Source organism: Blautia difficilis (assembly GCF_014297245.1).
Classification (GTDB): Bacteria; Bacillota; Clostridia; order Lachnospirales; family Lachnospiraceae; genus Blautia_A; species Blautia_A difficilis.
On record NZ_JACOQG010000004.1, the window covers coordinates 75,134 to 98,680 of the forward strand.

Below are 23,547 nucleotides of genomic sequence, written 5' to 3' on the forward strand. Positions count from 1 at the left end.
GATGAAGCAATATGTCATTCGTATGTTACAGACACCATTTATTTTTATAAAAGTATAAAAGCCCCAAAAGCGGACAATCTCTACCGCCTTCAGAGCTTATTTTCTGCATTTTATAAATGTTTATCCAGATCGTTTCCTGTACTTTCCAGGAGATCATTACTTTTAATTTTCCTTGTGGTAGCTTCCAGCTCCTCGATCAGTTCCTCCAGAGACATTTCTCTTTCAGCTTCTTCAAGTTCCTCAGCCGGCATGTCGTCCATGTTATCCTCTTCAATATCCAGTTCATAGCCAGCCACCTGACTGAAGCCCTCCTGTCTGTCTGTATCTGTGCTTCCGTTCTCCTCATCCAGGTCAATGGTCTGTGTATGTGACTTCTGCTGCTCATTACCTGTCTCCAGAGTTGCAGCTAATTCCTCAATAGCCCTTTTCCTGCGGAGCATTTCATATTTATCATCATCACTGTCATACTCCTCTTCCAGACCTTCATCCTTAACTGTTTTATCCTTCTTAAACAGGATAAAGGCAATCAGGTTCAGAATGCCTGTATAAGCCAGATCCACCGGAAGACTTCCCAGAACCAACAGGAATACCAGAGAGACCCCCAGCAGAGCCCACACATTGGTCAGTGCAGGAATCTGCAAAATAAACAATCCGTTCATCAGGATCATGATAGGATAATGGAAGAAATAAATTCCCATTGTGTGACGCCCGATATAGGTCAGGATCAGTTTCCTGTCCGGCATGATCGCCAGCATTGTATAAATAATAATAAAAGATACCAGATACATCAGCAGACGGATCACAATTCCTTCCGGATCCTCCAGCCCGCAAAGCTTATAGCTGTGATTAGCACGGAAAATGGCAACTCCCATTTCATTTGTGATCATATAATTGGGTATTGCCCACAAAAGAACTGCCGAAATAGGAATCAACAGCCATTTTTGTCTGAAACGGCGCACTGCTGTGATATATTCACTCTTCCACAGATATCCGGCTACAAAGAACGGGAAAAATACCACAATCCTGGATGCGGATAAAAAGGTGGAAAACTCCGGCCTGGTACCTGCCCATAGAGCAAAAATAATACTCAAGGGTACGATAAACCGAATCTGTCCAAATCCCTCCACTGTCAGTCTGTATACAAAAAGCGCAAGCACATACCACATAACTGTACCGGTAGGCCTGAGGATCTCATAATCTACAGACCTTCCCAGCCATATCTGTGAATACCAGGTCAGACTGTATCCCAGAATATAGGGAATCAGCAGATTCTTAACATTTTTCATAACATTCTGCGGCTTCTTGGATAGATAGCCGGATATAAAAATAAATGCAGGCATGTGGAAAATCGTAATTGCATACCAGATATACCTTACCACAATGTCTACTTTTACAAGATTAAATGCAATAATGTGATTGAATACTACCAGAAAAATAAGTAATACCTTTACATTATCTATCAGGTAGGAATACGGCACAGCCGCCCTGTCTGCTTTCAGTTTCATAATTTTATAAACTTTCCTTCTTTTTTCTGACTTTTTATTCTGTGCACATCATAACATAATTTTATAAACTTTGGAATAGAAATTTAAGGAAAGTGTTATATATGATATAACACCGTTACTGTTCACACACCACTATCCCGCGAGGTGTTTTGGCATGAATATGCCAAAATCCCGAGACATACAAGCCAAAATTCCATTGCCGCAGGCAATCTGGAATGAATTTTGGCGTTACTGTGAACGGAGTGAACAGTAACATAACACCGGTTAAAAATATTTCAGGATTCCATGAACTGCATAGGAAACAAAAAACAGGCAGCTTTTCACATGTCCATAACCGGCATAGCGGTAGACCCTGTATGTCATAGCTGCTGATTTCAGCTTGTTTCTGGATTTTCCCCCTTCACTGAGACGGTATTTCAGATAGGGCAGGTTGATCCCTCCTGCACAGCCATATTTTCGCAGGACCTTCAGCCAGGTAATATAGTCCTCATGGCTGTCATCATGCTCCATAGGAAATTCCAGGGCAGCTTCCCTCCGGATCACCACAGAAGAACAGTTGATACTGTTGTGCTTCAGCAGATCTCTGTACAGGATTTTTTCTTTTACAGGTATATACCGGCCGGTGTCTGTACCGTCTGCCTTCATCAGTTCCCTGCCTGTGGAGCATAATACATACCCTGTTTTCTCCAAAAGCTCCAGCTGAGCTGTCAGCTTTCCCTTTTCCCACCAGTCATCTGCATCCAGAAAAGCAATGTATTCCCCTCTGGCTTCCTGCACTCCACGATTCCTGGACCTGGCCGCTCCCATATTTTCTTTATTCTTTAGATACCGAAAGTCCTCTCTGCCCTTATAGGCAGACAGGACTTTCTCTGTATGATCTGTGGAACCGTCATCTATGACCAGAAGCTCTGTAGAAACTTCCTGGGCAAAGACTGATTCCACAGCCTGTTTAATATATTTTTCTCCGTTATAAACCGGCATGATCACAGATACCTGTGGTTTATTCATATTTTTTCTCCCCTCTGCTGTCCGGATCCTTCATCAGTTCCGGAACCTCTGCTGTATCTGAGATTTTTTCTGCTCCGGATGTTTTCAGGGCATTGATCTGTCTGTCATCCACGCCCTCAGAAACCTCTTTCTGGAAAAAGATTTTCACTGTCATGAAAATCAGCTTAATATCCAGCAGAAAAGAATAGTTCTCAATATAAAACAGATCCAGCTTCAGTTTATCATATGGCGTCGTATTATATTTACCGTAAACCTGGGCATATCCGGTAAGTCCGGCCTTTACCTTCAGGCGGTAATAAAACTCCGGAAGTTCTTTCTCATACTCCTCCATAATGGTCTTACGCTCAGGGCGGGGACCAACCAGGGACATATCACCTTTAAATACATTGAAAAGCTGTGGCAGTTCATCCAGGTGAAGATTTCGCAGTACATTTCCCACAGGTGTAATACGGGAATCATGTTTGGAAGCCAGCCGGGCACCGTTTTTCTCTGAGTCTACGCACATACTGCGGAATTTACAGATTTTGAATTCCTTTCCATGCAGGGTGAGACGATCCTGAAAATAGAATACCGGTCCTCTGTCGTATGCCTTCACCGCAATGGCAATGATAAGCATGATCGGAGAGGTAATAATAATTCCTATACCGGAGATCAGAATATCCAACAGCCTCTTGGCAGCCCTCTGATCTATGGAAAGGCCCATGTTTCTAGACATAAGAAGAGGGGTATCAAACAGATGTATCCTGTCACTGCCCATCAATATAATATCTGAAATCTTTGGACTGATATAGCATCGGATGGAATGGGAAAAACAATATTTCAGATAGCGGTTTCTCACTGCTGAAGGAAGATCCCAGATGATCACTCCATCATAATTTGCCATCATCCGGTGGATTTCTTCCTCACCCACACTGGCATGTACTTTTCCGCTGATATCATATTTATCTCTTCTTGAATTCATTTTGTGGATCAGGTCATCCCCCGGATCCCTGTCTCCGTAGATAACCAGTAGCTTTCTGGCACGGTACAGCCTGGAATAAATATAACGGGAGCCCCAGATCCATACAATGCAAACGATAAGCTGGATCCCTGTCATCTCTATCATTGGCCATGCTTCCAGAAACCATCTGTTGATCAAAGTAATCTGCAGATATTCCACCACATTGGTACACAGAAGTGCCAACGTCAGGGAATAAAATACATCGATCCGCTTCAGGTATCCAACCTTCAGTCCTCCGTATAACTTGGAAAACAGTCCAAACAGCAAACCATAAATAGCGATCAATACCCAGTTACCTTTACGCCAAAAAGGCTTATTGATCTGTCCTCTGTAGATGTTGTACCAGACATAGGCAAAAATTGCCATCTGAGCCAGCACAACCAGGCTGGCCAGTAAAAATATAATAAAACGTTTATAATCTTCTCTCTTACTCACAAAATACCTCTAATCATTTTTTGTACAGATTTTATAACTTTTCAGGTACCGGACCATATATTATGGCCGTCACTTTGCCCTACATTATAGCCCAAGATATATATTACGTCCACCTGTTTTTATTAATTTTGTGCATACTTACAAATCCTGATTTTTTCACTTTTCCCGGGTTATTTGTGTATAATGCATAATTTTTCTTCGAATTTTCACTTTTTCTACCGAAAATTTTACATATTTTTTTCATAAACCTCTGGTAATGTTAATTAAAAAATTGTATAATGTGTTTAGTAAAAGAAAGCGAGGGTTACTATTATGAAACAAAATAGTATGTTGGCTATGATTTTGGCCGGCGGACGTGGCAGCCGTCTCCATGATTTAACCAATAAAGTAGCAAAGCCAGCTGTAGCTTACGGCGGTAAATATCGTATCGTAGACTTTCCATTAAGTAACTGTGCCAATAGTGGTATTGATGTAGTAGGTGTGCTTACACAGTATGAATCCATTCAGCTGAACAGCTATGTTGCAGCCGGCGGACGTTGGGGTCTGGATGCCAAAGACAGTGGTGTCTATGTTCTTCCTCCCCGTGAAAAGGCTGACGAAAATCTGAATGTATATCGTGGAACCGCAGATGCGATTTCCCAGAATATCGATTTCATCGATAAATTTGATCCTGAATATGTTCTGGTTCTTTCCGGAGACCATATTTACAAAATGAACTATGACAAAATGCTGGCAGCTCATAAGGAAGCCAAAGCTGACGCGACAATCGCAGTTATTGAGGTTCCTATGAAGGAGGCCAGCCGTTTTGGTATTATGAACACAGATGAATCCGGACGTATTGTAGAATTTGAGGAAAAACCGGAGCATCCAAAGAGTAATCTTGCATCTATGGGTATTTATATTTTTACATGGAAGCTTCTTCGCAAAATGCTCATGGCAGATATCAAGAATCCTGATTCCAACCATGACTTTGGTAAAGATATCATCCCTACTATGCTTAACGATGGAAAGACACTTTATGCATATAAATTTAAAGGTTACTGGAAAGATGTAGGAACCATCGATTCTCTCTGGGAAGCTAATATGGATCTGTTAAGTTCCAAGAATGAACTTGACCTGGGTGATCCATCCTGGAAAATTTATACTGAGGATGTTACTGCTCTTCCACAGTACATCAGTGCAGAAGCAGATGTAAAGGATGCATATATCACACAGGGCTGCGCGATTCAGGGTGAAGTAAAACACTCTGTTCTCTTTACAGGTGTTAAAGTCGGTGTCGGTGCAAAGGTTATCGACAGCGTACTGATGCCAGGTGCTGTAGTAGAAGAAGGTGCTGTAGTTCAGCGTGCACTGGTAGCAGGTGGTATCCGTATCGGTAAGGGAGCTGTTGTGGGTGATTCAGGCAGCGAAAACATTGCGCTTATCGCAAAACGTGTAAAGGGGGCAGAATAATATGTATGAGGCATTTGGAATCGTAAGTTCTTCCGGGAGAAATATTTATGTAGATGGAATGCAGGATTTCCGCCCCATCGGCGCATTTTCCTTCCTTGGCAGATACAGAGTCATTGACTTTCCTATCTCCAATATGACTAACAGTAACATTGACCGTATCCAGGTTTATATTAACAATAAACCACGTTCCATTGTAGAGCACGTTGGAACAGGCCGTCATTATAACATTAACTCAAAGAGCGGCAGACTTCAGCTTCTGTTCTCTGAGCACAATAACAATAATGATATTTATAATACCGATATTTCCTGCTATATGGATAATATGGAATCTCTGAGCAGAATGAACCAGCCATATGTTGTTGTTGCTCCCAGCTATATGGTTTATTCTATTGATTTTGACCAGTTTATACATACACATATCGAATCCGGTGCAGATGTTACCATGCTTTATCACGCAGTTGATAATGCAAAGGAAGCATATCTCACCTGTAATATTCTGGAGCTGAACCGTCAGAAGGGTGTTGAATCCATCGGTGCCAACCATGGTAATAAGAAAAACCAGAATATTTATATGGATACCTGCGTTATGAAAACAGAGCTTTTCATCAGCCTGATCAAAGAAGCCAAGAAGCTTTCTTCCATGTATACTCTGGCAGATATCCTGAAAGCAAATTGCGGTACTCTGGATATCCGCGGCGTTGCACATAAGGGCTTCTTCGCAAGTATCACAGATTTCCCAAGTTACTATGATGCAAACATGAATCTTCTGGATTACAAAGCAGCTCAGGAGCTTTTCCATGAAAACTGGCCAATCTATACACGTACCAATGACTCCTGCCCGACTCAGTATTTCGATACAGCAGAAGTAAAGAATTCAGTAATCTCCAACGGATGTCAGATTGAAGGTACTGTTGAAAATTCAGTAATCGGACGTGGCTGCGTGATCAAAAAAGGCGCTGTTGTCAAAAACAGTGTTGTTCTCGCTGAAGTTACAGTTGGCGAGGGTGTTCACGTAGAAAATGAAGTAGTTGATAAATGGGCTCGACTTGTTCATGAAAAAGAAATTGTTTCCCCGGCTGACCAGCCTGGTTATATCCGTAGAGGGGATATCCTCTAAAAGGAACTTCACGGAATTTTCACAATTTAGGGATTGATTTTGAGAAATTGGGTGTTATAATACAGGTGTAACAAAGATAAGAAAGAAACAACTGAATACTTAAAAATACTTAACACCACCTGGAGCATATAGAAATGCTCATGAATGAAAGATAGTGTCAAGCGTGTCACCTCAGCTGTAAAATGGAGGAAAAGTCAAATGAATACTTTAAAAGCTGAAACAAGAACAATGGACACAAAGGCCAAGAGATTAAGAAGAGAAGGATACGTTACAGGTAATGTATTTGGCAAGGAGATTGAGGGTTCTCTTCCTGTTAAGATTGAAAGATCTAACGTAGAAAAGCTTCTCAAGACTAGCAACAAGGGCAGTCAGATTATGCTGGATGTGGATGGTCAGTCTTATGATGTACTGATCAAGGAGATTCAGTTCAATCCGTTAAAGGGACAGGTGGATGAAATAGATTTCCAGGCACTGGTAAGCAACGAGAAGGTACATTCCGTAGCTGAGGTCGTACTTGTAAACCATGATAAACTGATTGCTGGTGTATTACAGCAGCATCTGGAAGAGATTTCTTTCAAGGCTCTGCCATCTGCACTGGTTGACAAGGTTATGGTTGATGTTGGTGATATGAAGATCGGTGATGTGATCAAGGTCAGAGATCTTGCTATCGCTCAGGACAAAGATGTAGACTTGAAGACAGATCTTGATGCCGCAGTCGTATCCGTATCTGCAGTTCACGTAGATCCGGCTCTGGAAGCTGAAGAGGAAGCTGCTGCTGAGGAAGAAGCTAAGTAAATTACAAAATTATGTATTTTTAAAGGGACTTCACATTTTCATGTGGAGTCCCTTTATTGTTATCTATCTGGCAAATAATCACAATCTGTCAGATAATCACAGCTATTATACTTCTGCTTACTTCATCTTCATCAGCTCTCTTCTGGCAAAAATAATAGCCAGCGCAAATGCTGCTGCATCTGCGATCGGTCCTGCATACATAACACCGTCAATTCCCATAAACAGGGGGAAGATCACGATCAATGGCAGAAGGAATATCACCTGTCTGGTAAGAGACATAACAACACCCAGCTTTGCTTTTCCTATAGAAGTAAAAAATCCGGATGACATTGGCTGGATTCCGTTTGCAAAAGTCATAAACATATAAATCTTCAGATAGCGCTCTGCAAACTGGAAATACAGATCACTTCCTGTGCCAAAGATTCCCACGATCTGATGGGGAAACAGCTGGAAACACAGGAAAAAGCCGGTGGCAATAACTGTACAGGCAGTTACAGAATACCTATAGGTCTGACGCACCCTGGAATATTTTTCTGCCCCATAGTTAAATCCCCAGATTGGCTGACAGCCCTGGGAAATTCCGATACAGATGGCCATAAATACCTGATTTACTTTGGAAATAACACCAACACAGGCAATGGGAATATCACTTCCATATATAGAAGCTGCCCCATAATACCGCAGAATATTATTCAGAACGATCTGCACCAGAGCCATTGCAATCTGATTGATACAGGATGCCAGACCCAAGGCGGTAATAGCTTTCAGATAATGTAACCGTGGCTTCAACATGGATTTTTCCAGGTACATTTTCCTGAATTTCCAGAAGTACACTACAACCAGAATTCCGGATACAACCTGCCCGATCACTGTAGCCCAGGCAGCTCCCTTAATTCCCCATCCAAATCCAAAGATAAACAGAGGATCCAGGATGGTATTGATCACTGCACCTGCTGTTACGCAGGCCATAGAATAGGTGGGACTTCTGTCTGCCCTGACAACATGATTTCCTCCCACAGATAAAATATAGAACGGAAGCCCCAATGCTGTGATTCCTGTATAATCCACAGCATAAGGCATAACATCCTTCGTTGCACCGAACAATGTAAGAAGGGGCTTCAGAAACAGCACCACGATCACACATAAAACTGCACCACTGATCGCCAGAGAAGAAAGAGCAGTCCCGGCAATACCACTGGCCTTTTTTTCCCGTCCTGCCCCCATTTCCAGATTATAATTGGAAGCTCCGCCGATACCCAGGAGCAGTGCCATGGCTGTGGCAATGGTAGTCACCGGAAATGCCACATTGGTAGCTGCGTTTCCCAGCATTCCCACTCCCTGTCCGATAAAAATCTGATCCACAATATTATACATTGCACTGACCAGCATACTGATGATCGCCGGAATGGCAAATTTTCTGATCAGGCCCCCTACCGGCGCTGTGCCCAGAGGATTTTCAGCCTGTATATTTTCCTTGTCCTTTTCCAAGTAAATTCCTCCTATTCCAGCGGATAAAATCATCCGCTTCGATACTTGCTTGATTCGGTTAGAACCTTGTGTGCCTGTTCACATATTTCGCTTTATATTTTGAGTACACAATGGTCTGATCCTTATACAGTCCATAATATCCGGAAGCAGCATAGCTTATGGACACCGCAATCAGGTAAAAAGACACTCCACGGAAACCAAACATCTCAAAAGCAATCAATATAGAAGTAATCGGACAGTTTGTTACCCCACAGAATACTGCTGCCATACCACAGGCTGCACAGATTGAGGGAGAAAGTCCCAGCAGGTTTCCCATCACACATCCAAAAGTAGCCCCCACACAGAAAGAGGGAACAATCTCCCCTCCCCGGAAACCTGCACGCATGGTCAACGCTGTAAGAATGATTTTCCACAAAAATGCAAATGTATCTGTCTGTCCGGTCTCTACTGCCTTAGCGATCAGCTCTGCACCGGAACCCATATATTCATCTGTTCTCAGAAGCAGAGTAACTGCAATCACCAGACACGCTCCCACAACTACACGGATGTATGGATTTTTCAGCCATTTTGCATACAGACCTGCCACAGCATTCAGCACCATACAGAATATAATGCTTACAACCGCACATCCCACAGCTACTATCACCATTTTCAGTCCTGTTTCCAAAGACAAGGCCGGAATATCCACCACATGAAAGGATTCCGGTGTAACACCCATGCCCGCTGCAAACTGAGAGGCAATCAGAGAAGCAATCATACAGGGCATAAGAGCTGTATAATACATAACACCCACACTGACTACCTCCAGTGCAAACACAGCTGCAGCCATAGGTGTACCAAATAATGCAGAGAAAGCCGCACTCATACCACACATAACGATCACATGGCGATCTTCCTCATCCAGATGAATCCACCGTCCCAGCTGATTGGCAATACTTCCTCCCAGCTGGATCGCAGCTCCCTCTCTTCCTGCGGAACCGCCTGCCAGATGTGTCAGCGCTGTAGATATAAAAATCAAAGGTGCTGATAAAAGAGGCACATCATCCTGAGACCGGACTGTAGACAGCACCTGGTTGGTTCCTCCGTCCTCCTTACCAATTTTCTCATACAAGAATACAATGATCAGACCCATCACCGGAAGCAGAAGAAAAATCCATTCATTTGCTTTCCTGTAGGCAGTTACCCCTTTCAAAGCAAAGGAGAATAATGTACTTGCTGCCCCTGTGACACAGCCAACCACTGCCGCCAGAAGCAACCATTTCACCAGATTCCCCACATCCCGTTTTATCTCCTGACCATAATATGACAGTTTTTCTTTTACCTTCTGTTCTTTTTCTTCTTCCATTTTCCTCAATACCTTTCCGCATACTGTTTACTTCCTATTTTACTATAGTTCAGCAAAAAATCCTATAGAATTCGCAAGTCTTCCTGCTATTGCCGTGGACAGAATGTATCTACTTTTCAAACGAACAGCAGGAAAAAACGGCATTTACAGATTTTATTCTCTGTAAATACCGTCTGTATTTAAGAATTCTATGCATTCCTCTATCTGGTCACAGTAACAGATACACTGCTCCTGCATCTGATGAACAAATCGCCGGTTGCTTTCATCATACACTCCGATCACAGGAAAACCAGCTTCACGTGCTGTACAAGCCGCATAAAATGCATCCTCAAATACCAGCGTCTCTTCTGGTTTACACCCAAGAGCCTGTGCCGCCTGCAGATAAATCTCAGGCTCATCCTTTCCCGCACCGATCTCCGAACAGGTAAGCACTGTCTGAAAATACTCTGCAGCCCCTGTCCTCTCCAGAGCTGCCAGCGCAAGTTCTCTGTTTCCGGATGTAGCAACTGCCATTGGAATCCCATGATTTCTGAACCAATCCAAAATCTTCCTTACTCCAGGCTTCAAAGGCGCTTCCAATCTGTAAAAATCATCTACGATTTTCAACACCTCATGAATAATCTCAGACTCTGATTTCTCCAGATGATATTCTTTGCGCAGATAAGACGCACCCTGCTCCAGACTCATGGCATATATTTTATCACCCAGACCCTTTTCACAGGTAATTCCCAGACTTTCCAGATAAAGCTCTCCAATATTATGCCATACCGGCATGGAGTCCAGAAGTGTACCATCTACATCAAAAATCGCACCCTTACTTTTCATCATCTGTAAATCAGTCTCCCAACATGCGGATTGCTTCTGCAGTCTTATTGTACTGCTCTTCTACTTTTGCAAAAAGCTCCTCACAGCCCTCTGTATCTCTGCCTCTAAGCTTCTCTGTAATATCAAAGCTTGGCTCATATAAATTATCAAATCCCAGATTCTGACATACTCCCTTCAGAGTATGGGCTGCACGGAAAGCCATTTCTCCGTCCTTCTTTGCCAAACCATCCTTCAGCATCTGAAAGCTTCCATCTTCCAGAAACTTCTTTGCAAACTTCCTGATCAGTGCTTCATTTCTCAATCTGCCCAGCACATCTTCGTAATCTGCCCCCATCTGTTCATAACACTCTTTGATTGTCATTTGAATTTCTCCTTAATACTTATTAACCCATTCCGAGTTATACATTTGTTATAATGTCCTTAAAACATCTTTGTTATTTTATCAGTTGTCTTATTTTATCACACCATATATTCCTTCACAAGTACAGCGCCTCCAAAAGTATGCAAAAACATGTTAAAAATATGTAAAAAATCAGCAAAGAGACATCTGTACATACATATCCTACATACAAATGCCTCTTCTATGTTCTTATTCAGAATCATATTTCTACAGGTCTGCACTCACAGCCTTACCTGTCCTGAACAATTATATTTTATCTGAAAAGTCCCTGCTCCATAAAATATTTGATAAATGGATTTTCATCCTCCTCAGAGCCTTCCTCTTCCTGGTCTTCAGAGTCTTCATCCTCTGAACCGCCAAATGCATCTTCTATGGATTCTTCATCCTTACTGTTCTTCTTGCTATTCTTCGTTCCGTCCTTATTATCACTGTCTTCATCAGTGGTATTCTTATCCAGGGTTACTTTCACAGTATTTTCCTCATATCCGGAACCTCCAGGAACCTGCACGGTAAGTTCAACCTCCTCGCCTGGTTCATAGTAAGCCAGATAAGAAATCAGCTGTTCAATGCTGCTGACTGTTTTTCCCTCAAATTTAGTGATTACAGATTTTTCCTTCAAGCCAGCCTTCTCAGCAGCACTTCCATCCATAACCTGGTATACATAAACGCCAGACGGAATATCATATAATTGTACAGCCCGAGAATCTACCGTCTGTCCTTTGATGCCAAGTACACCATGATCCTCATCATCCAGTTTATTTCTGGCTGTCTCATTCATCAGATTCTCAAGGATATCTGTTACATCAGAGATAGCAATGGCATATCCCATACCTTCAACCGCTGTGGATGCAAGCTTTGCAGAGTTGATACCTACAACTTCACCATCCATATTCAAAAGTGCACCACCACTGTTTCCAGGGTTGATAGCGGCATCTGTCTGGATCAGGTTTACTCCGTCTGTACTTGAATCATCTGTGCTGCCGTCTGTAACTGTATTGTTATCAGAATCCATTTTGCGGTTCTTTGCACTTACAATACCGGTAGTAACAGACTGTCCGTATCCTAATGCATTACCGATGGCAATTACCTGTTCTCCAACCTTCAGATCATCAGAGCTGCCGATCTTGGCAACAGAAATTGCATCCTCTGTGTCAGAGTCAATATCATCAATGGATACAGCTACAACTGCCAGGTCTTTTTCCTCATCAAAGCCCTTTACAGTAGCTTCTGCTGCAGTTCCGTCTGCAAAAGCTACAGATAATGTATCTGCTCCCTCTACTACATGATAGTTAGTAGCGATCAGATATTCATCGTCATTTTTACCTACAATAATACCGGAACCACTGCCCTCTACCTCCTGTTCCTGCTGTGGGGCATATCCGTACATTCCGTACATTCCATAATAGGTCTGAACCTCCTGAACAGATTTTGTTGTAATAGATACAATGGAAGGAAGTGCTTCTGCTGCAATGTCAGATACATCCAGGCTTCCCTTTGCTGTATCACTCTTCTTGGAATCTGATTTGCTGTCATCCTCTTTTGCATCATCCTTATCTGCTTTCTTTTCTGATTTTGCATAAGTAAGCTTAGCGTCATTTTTATCTGCTGCCTGCACGGTAGTCTCCCCTGTCAGTGCGCTGAATCCCTCAAAGCTTCCTGCTGCCACACCACCTGCAAGAACTGCACACAGGCTAAGTGTCAGACCTTTCTTTACAATTTTTCTGATTTTATCATTATTTTTATCCTTATTCATCATGGTTAAGTCCCTCCTGATTCTCAATTACCCGTTTCAGTGTCTGTTCACTGCAACTCTCTGTTTCCTTTTGATGGTTCTAAGTATAGGGATGATTTGTGTTGAATGTGTGGGAAAATTGTGTTTAATCTGTGACATATTATGGTACTGGCTCCCCTTTCACCGGTATCATATAAAAAGCGCCCTCATGGACGCTTTTTATCTATTCTCATAGCCTTAAGAAAAGTACTTTTCCTTTATAATTTCTACCGGCATATCCTCTCCGGTCCAAAGCTTAAAGGAAGCAGCTCCCTGATACAGAAGCATATACATACCATTGCCGGTTCTGCACCCTGCCTCCTTTGCTTCACGGAGCAGTCTGGTTTCTTTTGGATTATAGATTACATCAAATACAAAGAGATCCTTGTGGAACATGGAGGTATCTATAATGATAGTTCTGTCTGTATTCGGTGCCATTCCCACGGAAGTACCGTTTACCAGGATTGCGCTGTCTGCGATAGACGCACGGAGAACCTCCGGATCTTCATAATCATGAAGTGTCACTTTACATTTTGTACGCTCATTTAATTTGGCAACAATCTCCTCTGCTCTTGTGAAAAATCCATCCCTCACATTAAATACATTGATCTCTGCAACTCCATCCAGTGCAGCCTGTACCAGAATGGCAGTGGCAGCACCGCCGGCTCCCAGAAGTGTCATCTTTTTGCCGATAATATCCACACCATTCTCAGCAACTGCTCTCATAAATCCTACACCGTCTGTAGTGTATGCAGTCAATACACCATTATCATTTACAATGGTATTGCATGCACCGGAAATCTCTGATGCAGGAGAAACCTTATCTGCCAGCTTACACATAATGTTCTTGCCCGGCATAGTGATATTCCAGCCTCTGGCGCCCATAGTCCTCAGTCCCTGGACTGCCTCCGGCATTTTTTCCTCCGGCACGTCAAATGCAAGATATGTATAATCAAGTCCCAGCTGGTCGCATGCCTCATTGTGCATTTCCGGAGAAACACTGTGCGCAACTGGGCTTCCAAGTAAACATAATAATCCTGTGTGTCCTGTAATATGTTTTGACATAATCTGTATTCCTTTCCGCATTTTATTCGTAATTCAGATTATACACGATTTAAAGTGATAAAGCAAGTCTGTGAAAACAAACTATTAATTGTGCCATGCCAGCCTTCTGCTTGCAGAATGGCATTCTCCTGTCATCCAGTCTACATCATTGGTGATCCAGTCCATGATCCCCAGCTGTCTGGTTTCCCAGGCTACAGTTGCCTCATGCTCCTCCGGTGTCTCATCTCGCTCCATAGTCGTGTCAATTTCATCATATCCAAAGATATATCCACCTGCACTCCAGATACTGAAATTGCTGTCCGGGCCCGGATCCACAGTATCCCCTCTCTGTGCGATCAGTCCGTCATGTCTCGCCTTATATTCTTCTTCGCAGCCATCCTTCAGCTTTGTCATAAACATCCTGTGACGGATCAGCTCCTTGTTTTCCCTGACAACTCCAAAGTTATGATACATCAGACGCATATTCTCTCCCGGAGTAGAAATCCACTGAAAAGTATCCTGGATTTCCCCTGTCAGTCTGTCCTTTACTGACTTCTCTTCTGCATTGAGCACAGCACCGTCTGCTTTCTCATAATACCCAAAGATCAGCTGGTCTGCATTCCAGATACTGAAATTTTTAATCTGGTTTCTGTCCAGAAAACCGGTAAGCTCCGGCCAGATTTCCCCAAGCTTCCGGCGATATGTATTCATCTGACCATCCTTCACTTTCATGGCAAACGCATGTCTTTCCATAATATAAAACCCTCCTAAAATGTAACAAAAATAATACTGTAGCCACAGGTACAGATTACCTTCAGACTACAGTATTATTCTACCACAGATTTACAGATATTCTATTTTTTTTTATTCTTTCACTGCACCGGAGGTCATTCCTCCCACAATATATTTCTGACCGATCATATACACAAGGATAACCGGAATACTTAAATCCCTGTATTTTTAACTTCCAGTTTGCAAGAGTAAATCACTCTCAAATTTTCCATATATTATTTTATTTCTCTCCATTTTAAATATATCAAAATGACTATATACTTATTTTACTCGATAATCATTTTTAATAAAAAGGAGGACAAAAAGTATGACAACAAAAACAAAAAAACTGGCAGCATTACTCATGAGCGGAATCATGACACTTTCCATTGCTCCAGTTGTACATGCCGACGATAAGGTAGAGCTTACCGGCATGGTACAGCAATCCAGGTGGTACTCAGGATTACAGAACATGGTTGAGAAACTGGAGGAAGAGGAAAATATTTCTATCGAATTTGAAGTTGTTCCAGATGACCAGTATGATAACCTGATGAAAATGAGATTAAATTCTCATGAAGCTCCAGATCTGATTGCTTATCAGTTTGCAGATTTATTTGCCGCTGTAGATCCTGAAGAATTTTTTGTTTCATTAGATGATGAAAGCTGGGCTTCCAAAGTAAAAGCTCCCGAACTGACAGAATATAACGGAAAACATTACGGTTATTGTTTCGAAGCATCCAACGGTTTTCAGGGACTTATTTACAACAAAGATGTTTTTGAAGCAAATGGAATAACAGAACTTCCAAAAACCTTAGATGAATTTTATGCTGTCTGCGACAAATTAAAAGAAGCAGGAATTGTTCCTATTGCGATGCCATCAGATACCTGGGTTCCACAGATTTGGATGACCTCTGGTATGTCACGAGCACTTGGAAGTGAAGATGCTTGTGAAGATTTTGCAAATAAAATTTTAACAAATCAGGCAAAATTTAATGATTATCCAGAAATGGCTTCTGTAATTGACGAATACTTAGAATTGTTTAAAAGAGGATACGTGAATGATGATTATATGACAGTAAGCTATGATGAAATTCTGGGACGTCTGGCAAGCGGAGAAACTGCAATGATCTATGGTGCGACAGAAATTTTAACTTCCATTGAAGAATCTTACCCTGATGCCAATCTGACTATTTTTAATCCTCCAGTAGGCTATGATGATAAAGATGTCCTGGCATATCTTCCTACAGCAATGGGACTTGCTGTAAATAAAGATACTGAAAACCTTGATACTATTAAAAAAGTGTTTGATCTGTGGAGTACTCCGGAATATGGAAATTTATATTTCCAGTCTCGTCCAGGATTCCCAAATATTGAAGGAATTGACGGAAACGAAGGTGCAATGAATCCAGATATCCCTAAAATCTACAACGAATATATGGAAGAAGGAAGAGTAGTCGCACAGATGAATCAGTACCTTGACACTCTCCAGCCACTGTTTGGAAATACAATTTGGGTTTACTATCTGGAAGCTCCATCTAAAGGAAATATGGATGGAAAAGCTGTTCTGGACCGTTTCCAGGAAGATGTAGATAAATTTATGACCGAAAAAGGAGCAGAAGGTTGGAAATAACACAATCTCTGAAGTCTGATCAACAATATTAATTCAAAAGAAAGGGACTGAGGCAGAGAGCTTTAGTCCCTTTCTGTTAAGGAGATCTAATATGCCCAAAAAAAAGAAATCAATTTATCCTTTATGGGTGCTTATTCCAGCGCTTTTGATATACACTGTTTTTTCCGTTGTTCCCATTGTGATCAGTCTGGTATGTTCTTTTACAGACTGGAATATGGGCCGATTGTATACACCCGCATTTAATGGAATTGCCAATTACATCGAACTTTTAAAAGATCCTGTTTTTTTGCGTTCTATTGGCAATACCTTTTTGTTTGCATTGGCAACTACTATCTTAAAAACAGTAGTAGGCTTTCTTCTTGCGCTTGTTATGGTAAAGAAAATACCCGGAAGAGGAATTATGCGAACTATCTACTATGCTCCCTGTGTAATTAGTATTACGGTTGTCGGAGTGTTATTTAAATCTATTTTAGCAAATAAAGGATTACTCAATAATGTCCTTCGAGCCATAGGATTAAGCAGCTTAACTCATGATTGGCTTGGAAGTTATGGCACTGCTATTGGAAGTGTAATTTTGGTAGAGACATGGATGTGGGCAGGATTCAATATGTTCATTTTCATTTCCGGTCTGCAGGCAATTCCTGAGGATTACTATGAAAGTGCTACCTTAGATGGTGCCTCTGCTTTTGCAAAACTGAAAAACATTACGCTTCCTTTAATTGTTCCGTCAATGACCGTTGTTGTGACACTGAGTATTGCTGGTGGTTTAAAAGTATTTGATATTATTTATGTACTTACAAATGGAGGTCCAGGTTTTGACACACAGGTTCTGGCAACTTATACCTATCAATCCTTCAGTCTCGGATTTCTTGGGGAATCATCAGCCGGAAGTGTCATTCTGGCAGTTATTGTAGTAATCATATCGTTTACTATGAATCGTTATTTTACGAAACGAGAGGTAGAAATGTGAAGAAAAAACACGCAGGAAAATGTATTCTTTTTTTATTCATGGTTGCTTTGGCATTGTTATACGTAATACCATTTTTTATGATGGGATTGGGTTCTTTCAAAACCCAGGCAGAAGCAGCAAGATTTGACCTTGCCTTGCCATCAAAATGGCTTTTCTCCAATTATACTCATGTATTGGAATCTGGAAAAATATGGCTGGGATATCTTAACAGTATTATTATTACTGTTCCCGTAACGGTGATTTCCGTTTTTTTAGGAGCAATAGCCGGCATTGTCATTTCCAGACGAAATGACAAATTATCGCAGGGAATTTATTATTATTTTATCTTTGGTCTTACATTGACCTTACAGATTGCATCTATTTTCTTTTTGTTGCAATATTTACATATATATGGTACTTTTTTCTCTGTAATCTGTATCTTTATTTCATTACGGATTCCTTTTACTGTTATGACATTCTGTAGCTTTGTAAAGGGAGTACCACGAGAGATTGATGAAGCATCCATAATGGACGGTTGTAATTTTTGGCAAATGACTATTAAGATATTATTTCCAATTTTAAAACCAATCATGGTAACTAACATTGTAATTACCGCTATTGATGTATGGAACAATTTTATGATTCCGTTATTCTATTTGGGATCTGCAAAAAAATCAACTATCTCCATGGTAATTTACAGCTTTTTTGGACGCTACAACAGAGACTGGCAATATGTGTTTGCTGCATTGATGCTGGTCGTATTACCAATGTTAATCTTTTTTATAATTCTTCAAAAACATATTATTGCCGGTATGACAGCCGGTGCTGTGAAAGGATAAGGTGAAAACAGATGAAAGCAAATTATATGGTTATTGGATATGGTTGGAGAGCCGATTTTTATTACCGGATTGCAAAACTTTTACCAAAACAGTTTTCAATATGTGCCGGTGTATTACGTACAGAGGCTCGTGCAAAAGAAGTTGCATTAAAGGAACATATTTTTACTACCGTTGATTTAGACGAAGCACTTTCTCAAAATCCAGATTTTGCAGTCCTCTGCGTTCCACGGGAAATTGCAAAGGATTATCTCGTACAATTAATGGAAAAGGGAATTCCTGTACTCTGCGAAACACCTCCTGGAAAAAATGTGGCTGAATTAAATGAATTATGGACACTGTCCCAAAAATATAATGGTCGTGTACAAATCGTAGAACAATATTTCCTCCAGCCTTATTACGCAAGTATATTAGATATTATCAGGCAGGGATATTTAGGCACAACCTCCAGCGTTATGTTATCTGCACTTCACGGATATCATGCAGTTAGCATATTCCGAAAATTTCTCGGTATTAAATACGAAAATTGTATCATTCAGGGAAAGAAATTCTGGTCAGAAGTAACTGCTACCAATGGTCGAAATGGTTTTGATGAAAGTGGAACCATTATTCAGGAAGACAGAGACTGGGCTTTTATGCAATTTGAAAATGGAAAAAACGCCTTTTTAGATTTTGAAGGTGAACAGTATTTTTCACAAATTCGTACACGACGTTGGAATGTTCGGGGTGTTCGAGGTGAAATTAATGACAATACTGTAAGATTTCTAAATGCATCCAATCAACCAATAGAACAGTCGCTCCAAAGAGTAGACGTAGGCATAAATAATAATAGCGAATGGGCACATAAGGGAATTCTATTTTTAGATAAACAAATTTATCAGAATCCTTTTTATCCCGCAAGAATGAATGATGATGAAATTGCCGTAGCGTCTTGCCTTGCATGTATGAAAAACTTCACAGAAAACGGAACAGAATTTTATTCATTACGCGAAGCACTTCAGGATACTTATTTATCTTTTATGCTTGAGCAGGCAATTGAAAGCGAAAAAACAGTAAAAACAGAAACACAGCCCTGGGGCTTTTAAGAATCACAGAGGGGTGAGGACTTGAAGAAATATCAATTTCAAAAGAGAATTTTATTGCGCAGCATTTTCATTATGCTAATACTATTTATCATACTAACTATGGTATTTTCCAGTTATGTCATCAAAACCAGCACAGCAGAATTCGAAGAACAAATTGATGTTCAACTTCGAGGAATCACCACTCAAATTGATAATACACTTCGGCTTGCCGATGATATTGCTCTGCAAATTGCTGCAAATTATCAAATTATTGATGCATTCAGCGGACTTGAGGAATATCACGATGAAAAAAACTATTTTGTTGAAAATACAGATGTTGATTATACTATAAAACAACATCTGATTTCTTATATGCTAAAGCAAAATATTCTAAAACGTATCAGTTTATTTAATTCCAATCAGGATATCACTTATGTAGGAAAAGCTGTGGATTTTGGATATTTGAAAAAAGATTGTCCGAACCCTGATATTTTTACAGATACACAATCTTATTTCGCAGATCAAAAAGGAAAAGGCAGTTTATTCCGGGTCGATTCTTCTGATCCTTACATGCGAGAAATATCACCAACAATTTCCGTGCTGCGTGAAATTAAAAACTATCAGTTAATACCTTCCGAATGTCTTGGATATACACAGGTTCAAATTCAGATTGATAGTTTCGCACGTCTTGGAAAACTCCTTGGAAAAGAAACGGAATGTTTTATTTTAGATCAGAAAAATGACCATTTATTATATTCCTTTCAAAGTGATCGCAAAGAATCAGAAATAAAAACACTTCTGAGACAAACTAACAACCTGCGAGGAGGATTGTACTGTAAACTCTGGGACTCTGAAAAATATGGAATAAAAGTTCTGATTGTATCGAAAAACACAGGCCTGATTCATAGTCTTATGTCTACTTTTACCTGGGGAATCTTTCTACTTTTTTCTTTAATTACTATCATGATTTTAGCACAAAAAATTATTATCCAAAGGACAACTGAGCCCATTGTTCAGATGTGTGAAATGTTAACCGGATTACAGGTTAATAAAAATTTACAGGAAATACCTCTTGTGATCTGTGATGAAACAGATGAATTAAGGCAGTTAAATAATGCATTTAACGAATTGATAAAAAATTTAAAACTGTCCATGGAAAAAGAAATGGCCAGCAAAGTAAACGAAATACGGTGCCAGATGTATGCATTACAAACACAGATGAACCCTCACTTTATTCATAACATCCTGACAATTATTTCAGCAATGTCCAGTACTTCCGAGTGTGAAAAGATACCGGAAATCTGCGAGAAACTTTCAAGTATGATCAGATATAATATCAGTTCTTCCGAAGGCTTTGGAAATTTAGATGGTGAGATTTTACATGCTGAAAACTATCTTGAACTAATGAAAATACGATACGAAGATAAATTCCAATATTCAATGTCCTATGTAGGTGAAATCCAAAACTGTCATTTACCCAAATTTATCATTCAACCGCTTCTTGAAAATTGTTTTGCACATGGCTTTCGAAATAAAGAATTTCCCTGGCAAATTAATATTCAAATCTATTGCACCGAAGAATGTTGGGAAGTACAGATTCAGGATAATGGATCTGGAATCTCTCCGCAAGAACTGGAAAATTTAAAGTTAGAATTATTTAAGATGCGTAGTCGCGATGTAAGGATGCTTATGAAAGAGATGAAAATCGGCGGTTTGTCTATAAAAAATGTTTATATAAGATTGTATCTTACCTATGGAAATCATATGCTTTTTGATATACAAAGCAATCCTAACGGAACTTGCATTACAGTTGGAGGGAACTATGAAAATACGTGTAATGGTTGTGGAAGATGAGCCTCCAATTCAGAGGAGTATCTGTCAAAAAATAGAAGAAACCAATAAAAACTTTACTGTAGTAGCCGCCATCGACAATGGGAAAGATGCACTACAATATCTGAAAGAACATCCTGTTGATGTCATGTTTGTAGATATGAATCTTCCCATTGTAGGCGGTAAAGAATTACTGGACTTTTGTTCTAATGAAGAGCTATCGGTATTGCCTGTAGTTTTAAGTGGATATACAGATTTTGAATATGTAAAATGCGCAATAACTAACCATGCTATTGATTATTTATTAAAGCCCTTAAAGGTCCAGGAATTAAAACTGGTATTAGAAAAAATAGAAGAAAAAATCCAAAAACAGTACCTCAAAGAAAAGGTCCAAAATCTGACAGATGCAGTAAGAGGACTTGAAATGTTTCCAACAAAGGAAATACCTTCAGAAGTGAATTCCTCATACAGTATTCTACTGGTCTCTCTTGGCATGTGTCTCTATGAAAATGAAAGAAATTATCAGGAAATCTTTAAAAACATGGATCTGGAAAAAGCATTTTCACTTATTGTTCCTCCTGAAAACTTCTGGCTTGTAGATGGAAAAAGCATTAATGAAAAATTAATCTTTATTCGCAAAGACAGTATTCCCGATACTAATCATTTGAATCAATTTTTTAGAAAAGTAAAATGTTCTGATATTATTGTTACGGTTGTATATTACAAAGAAACCGTAGAGCTTCCTGATATTTTTTCAACATATCATTTGTTACAAAAATACACCCGTGAACATATGATTTTTTTAAAAAATTCTGTTTTAATTTACAGTTCTGAAGAATTCAGACAAGATTTTTCTGATCTCAGAAATAAAATTGACCGTCTGATACTTCAGTGTAAAAATGCAAATATTGATAACATAATCGAATCTTTTGCTCAATTGCTTCACTTACTTACTATGCGTCCAATCATCCAAAAAGAAGCCTTGCGCAACATCAAATACTTTGTATCTGAAATATATAAATTATATCCTGGAAACAGAGAATTTTTTGAAGTTGAAGAAGATATCCAGTTTATTCTGGAGAATTATTATAGTGAAAAAGAACTACTTAAGGAGTTCAATTTCTTGTTAAAAGATATTTTTGGAATCGCAATGTATGACTCCGGAGACAAGAAAATAATTGCTTTAAAAATAAAAAACTACTTGGACGAAATGTTTCGAACTAATATTACCAACCAATTACTGGCAGCTCGTTTCGGATTTGTCCCATCGTACATAGTTAGTATTTTTAAGACCTATTATGGTTTAACCCCAATGGATTATCTGGTAAAAAAAAGAATTGATGAGTCCAAGTTCCTTCTGGCAAATAGTTCGTTAAAAATTAAAGAGGTTGCCAATGAAGTGGGATACGAAGATTCTCTCTACTTTTCAAAGGTTTTCAAAAAAATCACAGGTGTAAGTCCTAAAGAATATATCCGTTCAGAAAAAATTGATTCATAAAAATATTTTTTAATTCAACTAAAAAATCGCAGAACAAAACTGCCGACAGATTTTCTCTTTCGGCAGTTCTCTTAATATTACTCATATCACTATAATTTTTACAATTATCCTTATTTCACAGTTCCCATCTTATTCAGAGGCCAGTATCTCACAGCCACCTGTGCCTCAATGGCATCCTTTTCCACAAAAGTATTTGTCCAGTATCTGGAATCCATACTGTGATTACGATTGTCCCCTAACATAAAATAGCAATCCTCAGGTACTGTATAGGGTCCAAAGCTGCCTTCCGGTGTTTCCGGACAAAAGCTGTCATCCAGCGGCTCTTCAGAATCGTTAATATACACTTTACCATCTACGATATTAACAGTCTCACCCGGGAGCCCGATCACTCTTTTTACAAAAAGCTGTGAAGGATCATCCGGATATTTAAAAATCACAATATCAAATCTCTCCGGCTCCTTATTCTTATATGCCAGTCGGTTTCCAAATACTCTGTCACCTGTCATAATAGTCTGTTCCATGGAACCTGACGGCACTCTTGCATTAATATACACGAAATGTCCCAGCAGAAATGCGATTACAAAGACAACAAGAATAATCTTTGCATAATCCCAGATCTCCTTCCACACAGATTGTGCAGGCTGTTGCTGTTGTTCTTCCTGGTTTTTCTCCTCGTTTTCCATTATCAGTTTCACCTCCAGAAAATTCATAACTGTTTACAGTTTAACACATTACAGCTGAAACTACTACTTAAAATTCTATAAATTTATAAAATCTCCTTCCA

General features: G+C 39.9%; 20 protein-coding genes. 9 read left to right on the forward strand and 11 right to left on the reverse strand.

Features of this window, described 5'->3' with window-relative positions:
- Positions 1 to 110 precede the first annotated feature (110 nt).
- From H8Z82_RS04195 to H8Z82_RS04205, 3 genes are all read right to left on the reverse strand, one after another.
- Entirely contained in the window at positions 111 to 1,505 is a 1,395-nt protein-coding gene (locus H8Z82_RS04195) for an acyltransferase family protein (RefSeq protein ID WP_186994358.1), read from the reverse strand.
- Positions 1,506 to 1,769: 264 nt separating this feature from the next.
- Positions 1,770 to 2,513 carry a glycosyltransferase family 2 protein gene (locus H8Z82_RS04200; RefSeq protein WP_186994359.1) on the reverse strand — a complete coding sequence of 248 codons (744 nt, stop codon included), beginning with the start codon at positions 2,511 to 2,513 and terminating at the stop codon, positions 1,770 to 1,772.
- Complete coding sequence (locus H8Z82_RS04205; protein ID WP_186994360.1) at positions 2,506 to 3,948, reverse strand: sugar transferase; 1,443 nt, start codon at positions 3,946 to 3,948, stop codon at positions 2,506 to 2,508. The genes H8Z82_RS04200 and H8Z82_RS04205 overlap by 8 nt, the downstream gene beginning before the upstream one ends.
- 312 nt (positions 3,949 to 4,260) lie before the next feature.
- On the opposite strand from H8Z82_RS04205, the gene H8Z82_RS04210 reads away from it, so the two are divergent.
- The 3 genes from H8Z82_RS04210 to H8Z82_RS04220 all read left to right on the forward strand — a co-directional run bounded on the left by H8Z82_RS04210 (position 4,261) and on the right by H8Z82_RS04220 (position 7,312).
- On the forward strand, positions 4,261 to 5,400 hold the full coding sequence (locus H8Z82_RS04210; protein ID WP_026077102.1) for a glucose-1-phosphate adenylyltransferase: 1,140 nt from the start codon (positions 4,261 to 4,263) through the stop codon (positions 5,398 to 5,400).
- Position 5,401: 1 nt separating this feature from the next.
- Complete coding sequence (gene glgD / locus H8Z82_RS04215; protein WP_186994361.1) at positions 5,402 to 6,517, forward strand: glucose-1-phosphate adenylyltransferase subunit GlgD; 1,116 nt, start codon at positions 5,402 to 5,404, stop codon at positions 6,515 to 6,517.
- A 198-nt stretch (positions 6,518 to 6,715) separates the two neighbouring features.
- Complete coding sequence (locus H8Z82_RS04220; RefSeq protein WP_019163262.1) at positions 6,716 to 7,312, forward strand: 50S ribosomal protein L25; 597 nt, start codon at positions 6,716 to 6,718, stop codon at positions 7,310 to 7,312.
- Positions 7,313 to 7,429: 117 nt separating this feature from the next.
- Here the strand turns inward: H8Z82_RS04220 and H8Z82_RS04225 are convergent, their stop codons facing one another.
- The 7 genes from H8Z82_RS04225 to H8Z82_RS04255 form a co-directional block, all read right to left on the reverse strand.
- A complete protein-coding gene (locus H8Z82_RS04225; protein WP_334298248.1) occupies positions 7,430 to 8,833 on the reverse strand; it encodes an MATE family efflux transporter in 1,404 nt (467 codons plus the stop codon).
- Between the two features lie 25 nt (positions 8,834 to 8,858).
- Positions 8,859 to 10,145, reverse strand: a complete 1,287-nt coding sequence (locus H8Z82_RS04230; RefSeq protein WP_186994363.1) for a chloride channel protein — start codon at positions 10,143 to 10,145, stop codon at positions 8,859 to 8,861.
- A 153-nt stretch (positions 10,146 to 10,298) separates the two neighbouring features.
- Positions 10,299 to 10,973: an HAD family hydrolase gene (locus H8Z82_RS04235; RefSeq protein WP_186994364.1), complete on the reverse strand. Its 675-nt coding sequence runs from the start codon at positions 10,971 to 10,973 to the stop codon at positions 10,299 to 10,301.
- Positions 10,974 to 10,980: 7 nt separating this feature from the next.
- The gene (locus H8Z82_RS04240; protein WP_019163266.1) at positions 10,981 to 11,331 is read right to left on the reverse strand and encodes an Hpt domain-containing protein; all 351 of its coding nucleotides are present in this window, start codon (positions 11,329 to 11,331) and stop codon (positions 10,981 to 10,983) included.
- Positions 11,332 to 11,623: 292 nt separating this feature from the next.
- Complete coding sequence (locus H8Z82_RS04245) at positions 11,624 to 13,126, reverse strand: S1C family serine protease (protein ID WP_186994365.1); 1,503 nt, start codon at positions 13,124 to 13,126, stop codon at positions 11,624 to 11,626.
- A gap of 213 nt (positions 13,127 to 13,339) precedes the next feature.
- A complete protein-coding gene (aroE, locus tag H8Z82_RS04250) occupies positions 13,340 to 14,206 on the reverse strand; it encodes a shikimate dehydrogenase (RefSeq protein ID WP_186994366.1) in 867 nt (288 codons plus the stop codon).
- A gap of 84 nt (positions 14,207 to 14,290) precedes the next feature.
- Positions 14,291 to 14,938 (reverse strand): L-rhamnose mutarotase, encoded by a 648-nt coding sequence (locus H8Z82_RS04255; RefSeq protein ID WP_186994367.1) that lies wholly within the window; start codon positions 14,936 to 14,938, stop codon positions 14,291 to 14,293.
- Positions 14,939 to 15,284: 346 nt separating this feature from the next.
- On the opposite strand from H8Z82_RS04255, the gene H8Z82_RS04260 reads away from it, so the two are divergent.
- The 6 genes from H8Z82_RS04260 to H8Z82_RS04285 all read left to right on the forward strand — a co-directional run bounded on the left by H8Z82_RS04260 (position 15,285) and on the right by H8Z82_RS04285 (position 22,763).
- Positions 15,285 to 16,586, forward strand: a complete 1,302-nt coding sequence (locus tag H8Z82_RS04260) for an ABC transporter substrate-binding protein (RefSeq protein ID WP_186994368.1) — start codon at positions 15,285 to 15,287, stop codon at positions 16,584 to 16,586.
- A gap of 91 nt (positions 16,587 to 16,677) precedes the next feature.
- Positions 16,678 to 17,556, forward strand: coding sequence for a carbohydrate ABC transporter permease (locus tag H8Z82_RS04265; protein ID WP_186994369.1), 879 nt, complete (start codon positions 16,678 to 16,680; stop codon positions 17,554 to 17,556).
- Positions 17,553 to 18,374 carry a carbohydrate ABC transporter permease gene (locus H8Z82_RS04270; protein WP_186994370.1) on the forward strand — a complete coding sequence of 274 codons (822 nt, stop codon included), beginning with the start codon at positions 17,553 to 17,555 and terminating at the stop codon, positions 18,372 to 18,374. The genes H8Z82_RS04265 and H8Z82_RS04270 overlap by 4 nt, the downstream gene beginning before the upstream one ends.
- A gap of 11 nt (positions 18,375 to 18,385) precedes the next feature.
- Positions 18,386 to 19,456: a Gfo/Idh/MocA family protein gene (locus H8Z82_RS04275; RefSeq protein WP_186994371.1), complete on the forward strand. Its 1,071-nt coding sequence runs from the start codon at positions 18,386 to 18,388 to the stop codon at positions 19,454 to 19,456.
- Between the two features lie 21 nt (positions 19,457 to 19,477).
- The gene (locus H8Z82_RS04280; RefSeq protein ID WP_186994372.1) at positions 19,478 to 21,289 is read left to right on the forward strand and encodes a sensor histidine kinase; all 1,812 of its coding nucleotides are present in this window, start codon (positions 19,478 to 19,480) and stop codon (positions 21,287 to 21,289) included.
- Positions 21,258 to 22,763: a response regulator transcription factor gene (locus H8Z82_RS04285; protein ID WP_186994373.1), complete on the forward strand. Its 1,506-nt coding sequence runs from the start codon at positions 21,258 to 21,260 to the stop codon at positions 22,761 to 22,763. Before H8Z82_RS04280 ends, H8Z82_RS04285 begins: the two co-directional genes overlap by 32 nt.
- A 110-nt stretch (positions 22,764 to 22,873) precedes the next feature.
- Here the strand turns inward: H8Z82_RS04285 and lepB are convergent, their stop codons facing one another.
- Complete coding sequence (gene lepB, locus H8Z82_RS04290; protein WP_186994374.1) at positions 22,874 to 23,446, reverse strand: signal peptidase I; 573 nt, start codon at positions 23,444 to 23,446, stop codon at positions 22,874 to 22,876.
- Between the last annotated feature and the right edge of the window lie 101 nt (positions 23,447 to 23,547).

Coding starts and splice junctions, on each gene's coding strand:
- H8Z82_RS04275 (WP_186994371.1), top strand. CDS start 18,386: ATGAAAGCAAATTATATGGTTATTGGATATGGTTGGAGAGCCGATTTT.
- H8Z82_RS04230 (WP_186994363.1), bottom strand. CDS start 10,145: ATGGAAGAAGAAAAAGAACAGAAGGTAAAAGAAAAACTGTCATATTAT.
- glgD (WP_186994361.1), top strand. CDS start 5,402: ATGTATGAGGCATTTGGAATCGTAAGTTCTTCCGGGAGAAATATTTAT.
- H8Z82_RS04245 (WP_186994365.1), bottom strand. CDS start 13,126: ATGATGAATAAGGATAAAAATAATGATAAAATCAGAAAAATTGTAAAG.
- H8Z82_RS04240 (WP_019163266.1), bottom strand. CDS start 11,331: ATGACAATCAAAGAGTGTTATGAACAGATGGGGGCAGATTACGAAGAT.
- aroE (WP_186994366.1), bottom strand. CDS start 14,206: ATGTCAAAACATATTACAGGACACACAGGATTATTATGTTTACTTGGA.
- H8Z82_RS04225 (WP_334298248.1), bottom strand. CDS start 8,833: ATGATTTTATCCGCTGGAATAGGAGGAATTTACTTGGAAAAGGACAAG.
- H8Z82_RS04255 (WP_186994367.1), bottom strand. CDS start 14,938: ATGGAAAGACATGCGTTTGCCATGAAAGTGAAGGATGGTCAGATGAAT.
- H8Z82_RS04235 (WP_186994364.1), bottom strand. CDS start 10,973: ATGATGAAAAGTAAGGGTGCGATTTTTGATGTAGATGGTACACTTCTG.
- H8Z82_RS04200 (WP_186994359.1), bottom strand. CDS start 2,513: ATGAATAAACCACAGGTATCTGTGATCATGCCGGTTTATAACGGAGAA.
- H8Z82_RS04195 (WP_186994358.1), bottom strand. CDS start 1,505: ATGAAACTGAAAGCAGACAGGGCGGCTGTGCCGTATTCCTACCTGATA.
- H8Z82_RS04220 (WP_019163262.1), top strand. CDS start 6,716: ATGAATACTTTAAAAGCTGAAACAAGAACAATGGACACAAAGGCCAAG.
- H8Z82_RS04265 (WP_186994369.1), top strand. CDS start 16,678: ATGCCCAAAAAAAAGAAATCAATTTATCCTTTATGGGTGCTTATTCCA.
- H8Z82_RS04285 (WP_186994373.1), top strand. CDS start 21,258: ATGAAAATACGTGTAATGGTTGTGGAAGATGAGCCTCCAATTCAGAGG.
- H8Z82_RS04210 (WP_026077102.1), top strand. CDS start 4,261: ATGAAACAAAATAGTATGTTGGCTATGATTTTGGCCGGCGGACGTGGC.
- H8Z82_RS04260 (WP_186994368.1), top strand. CDS start 15,285: ATGACAACAAAAACAAAAAAACTGGCAGCATTACTCATGAGCGGAATC.
- lepB (WP_186994374.1), bottom strand. CDS start 23,446: ATGGAAAACGAGGAGAAAAACCAGGAAGAACAACAGCAACAGCCTGCA.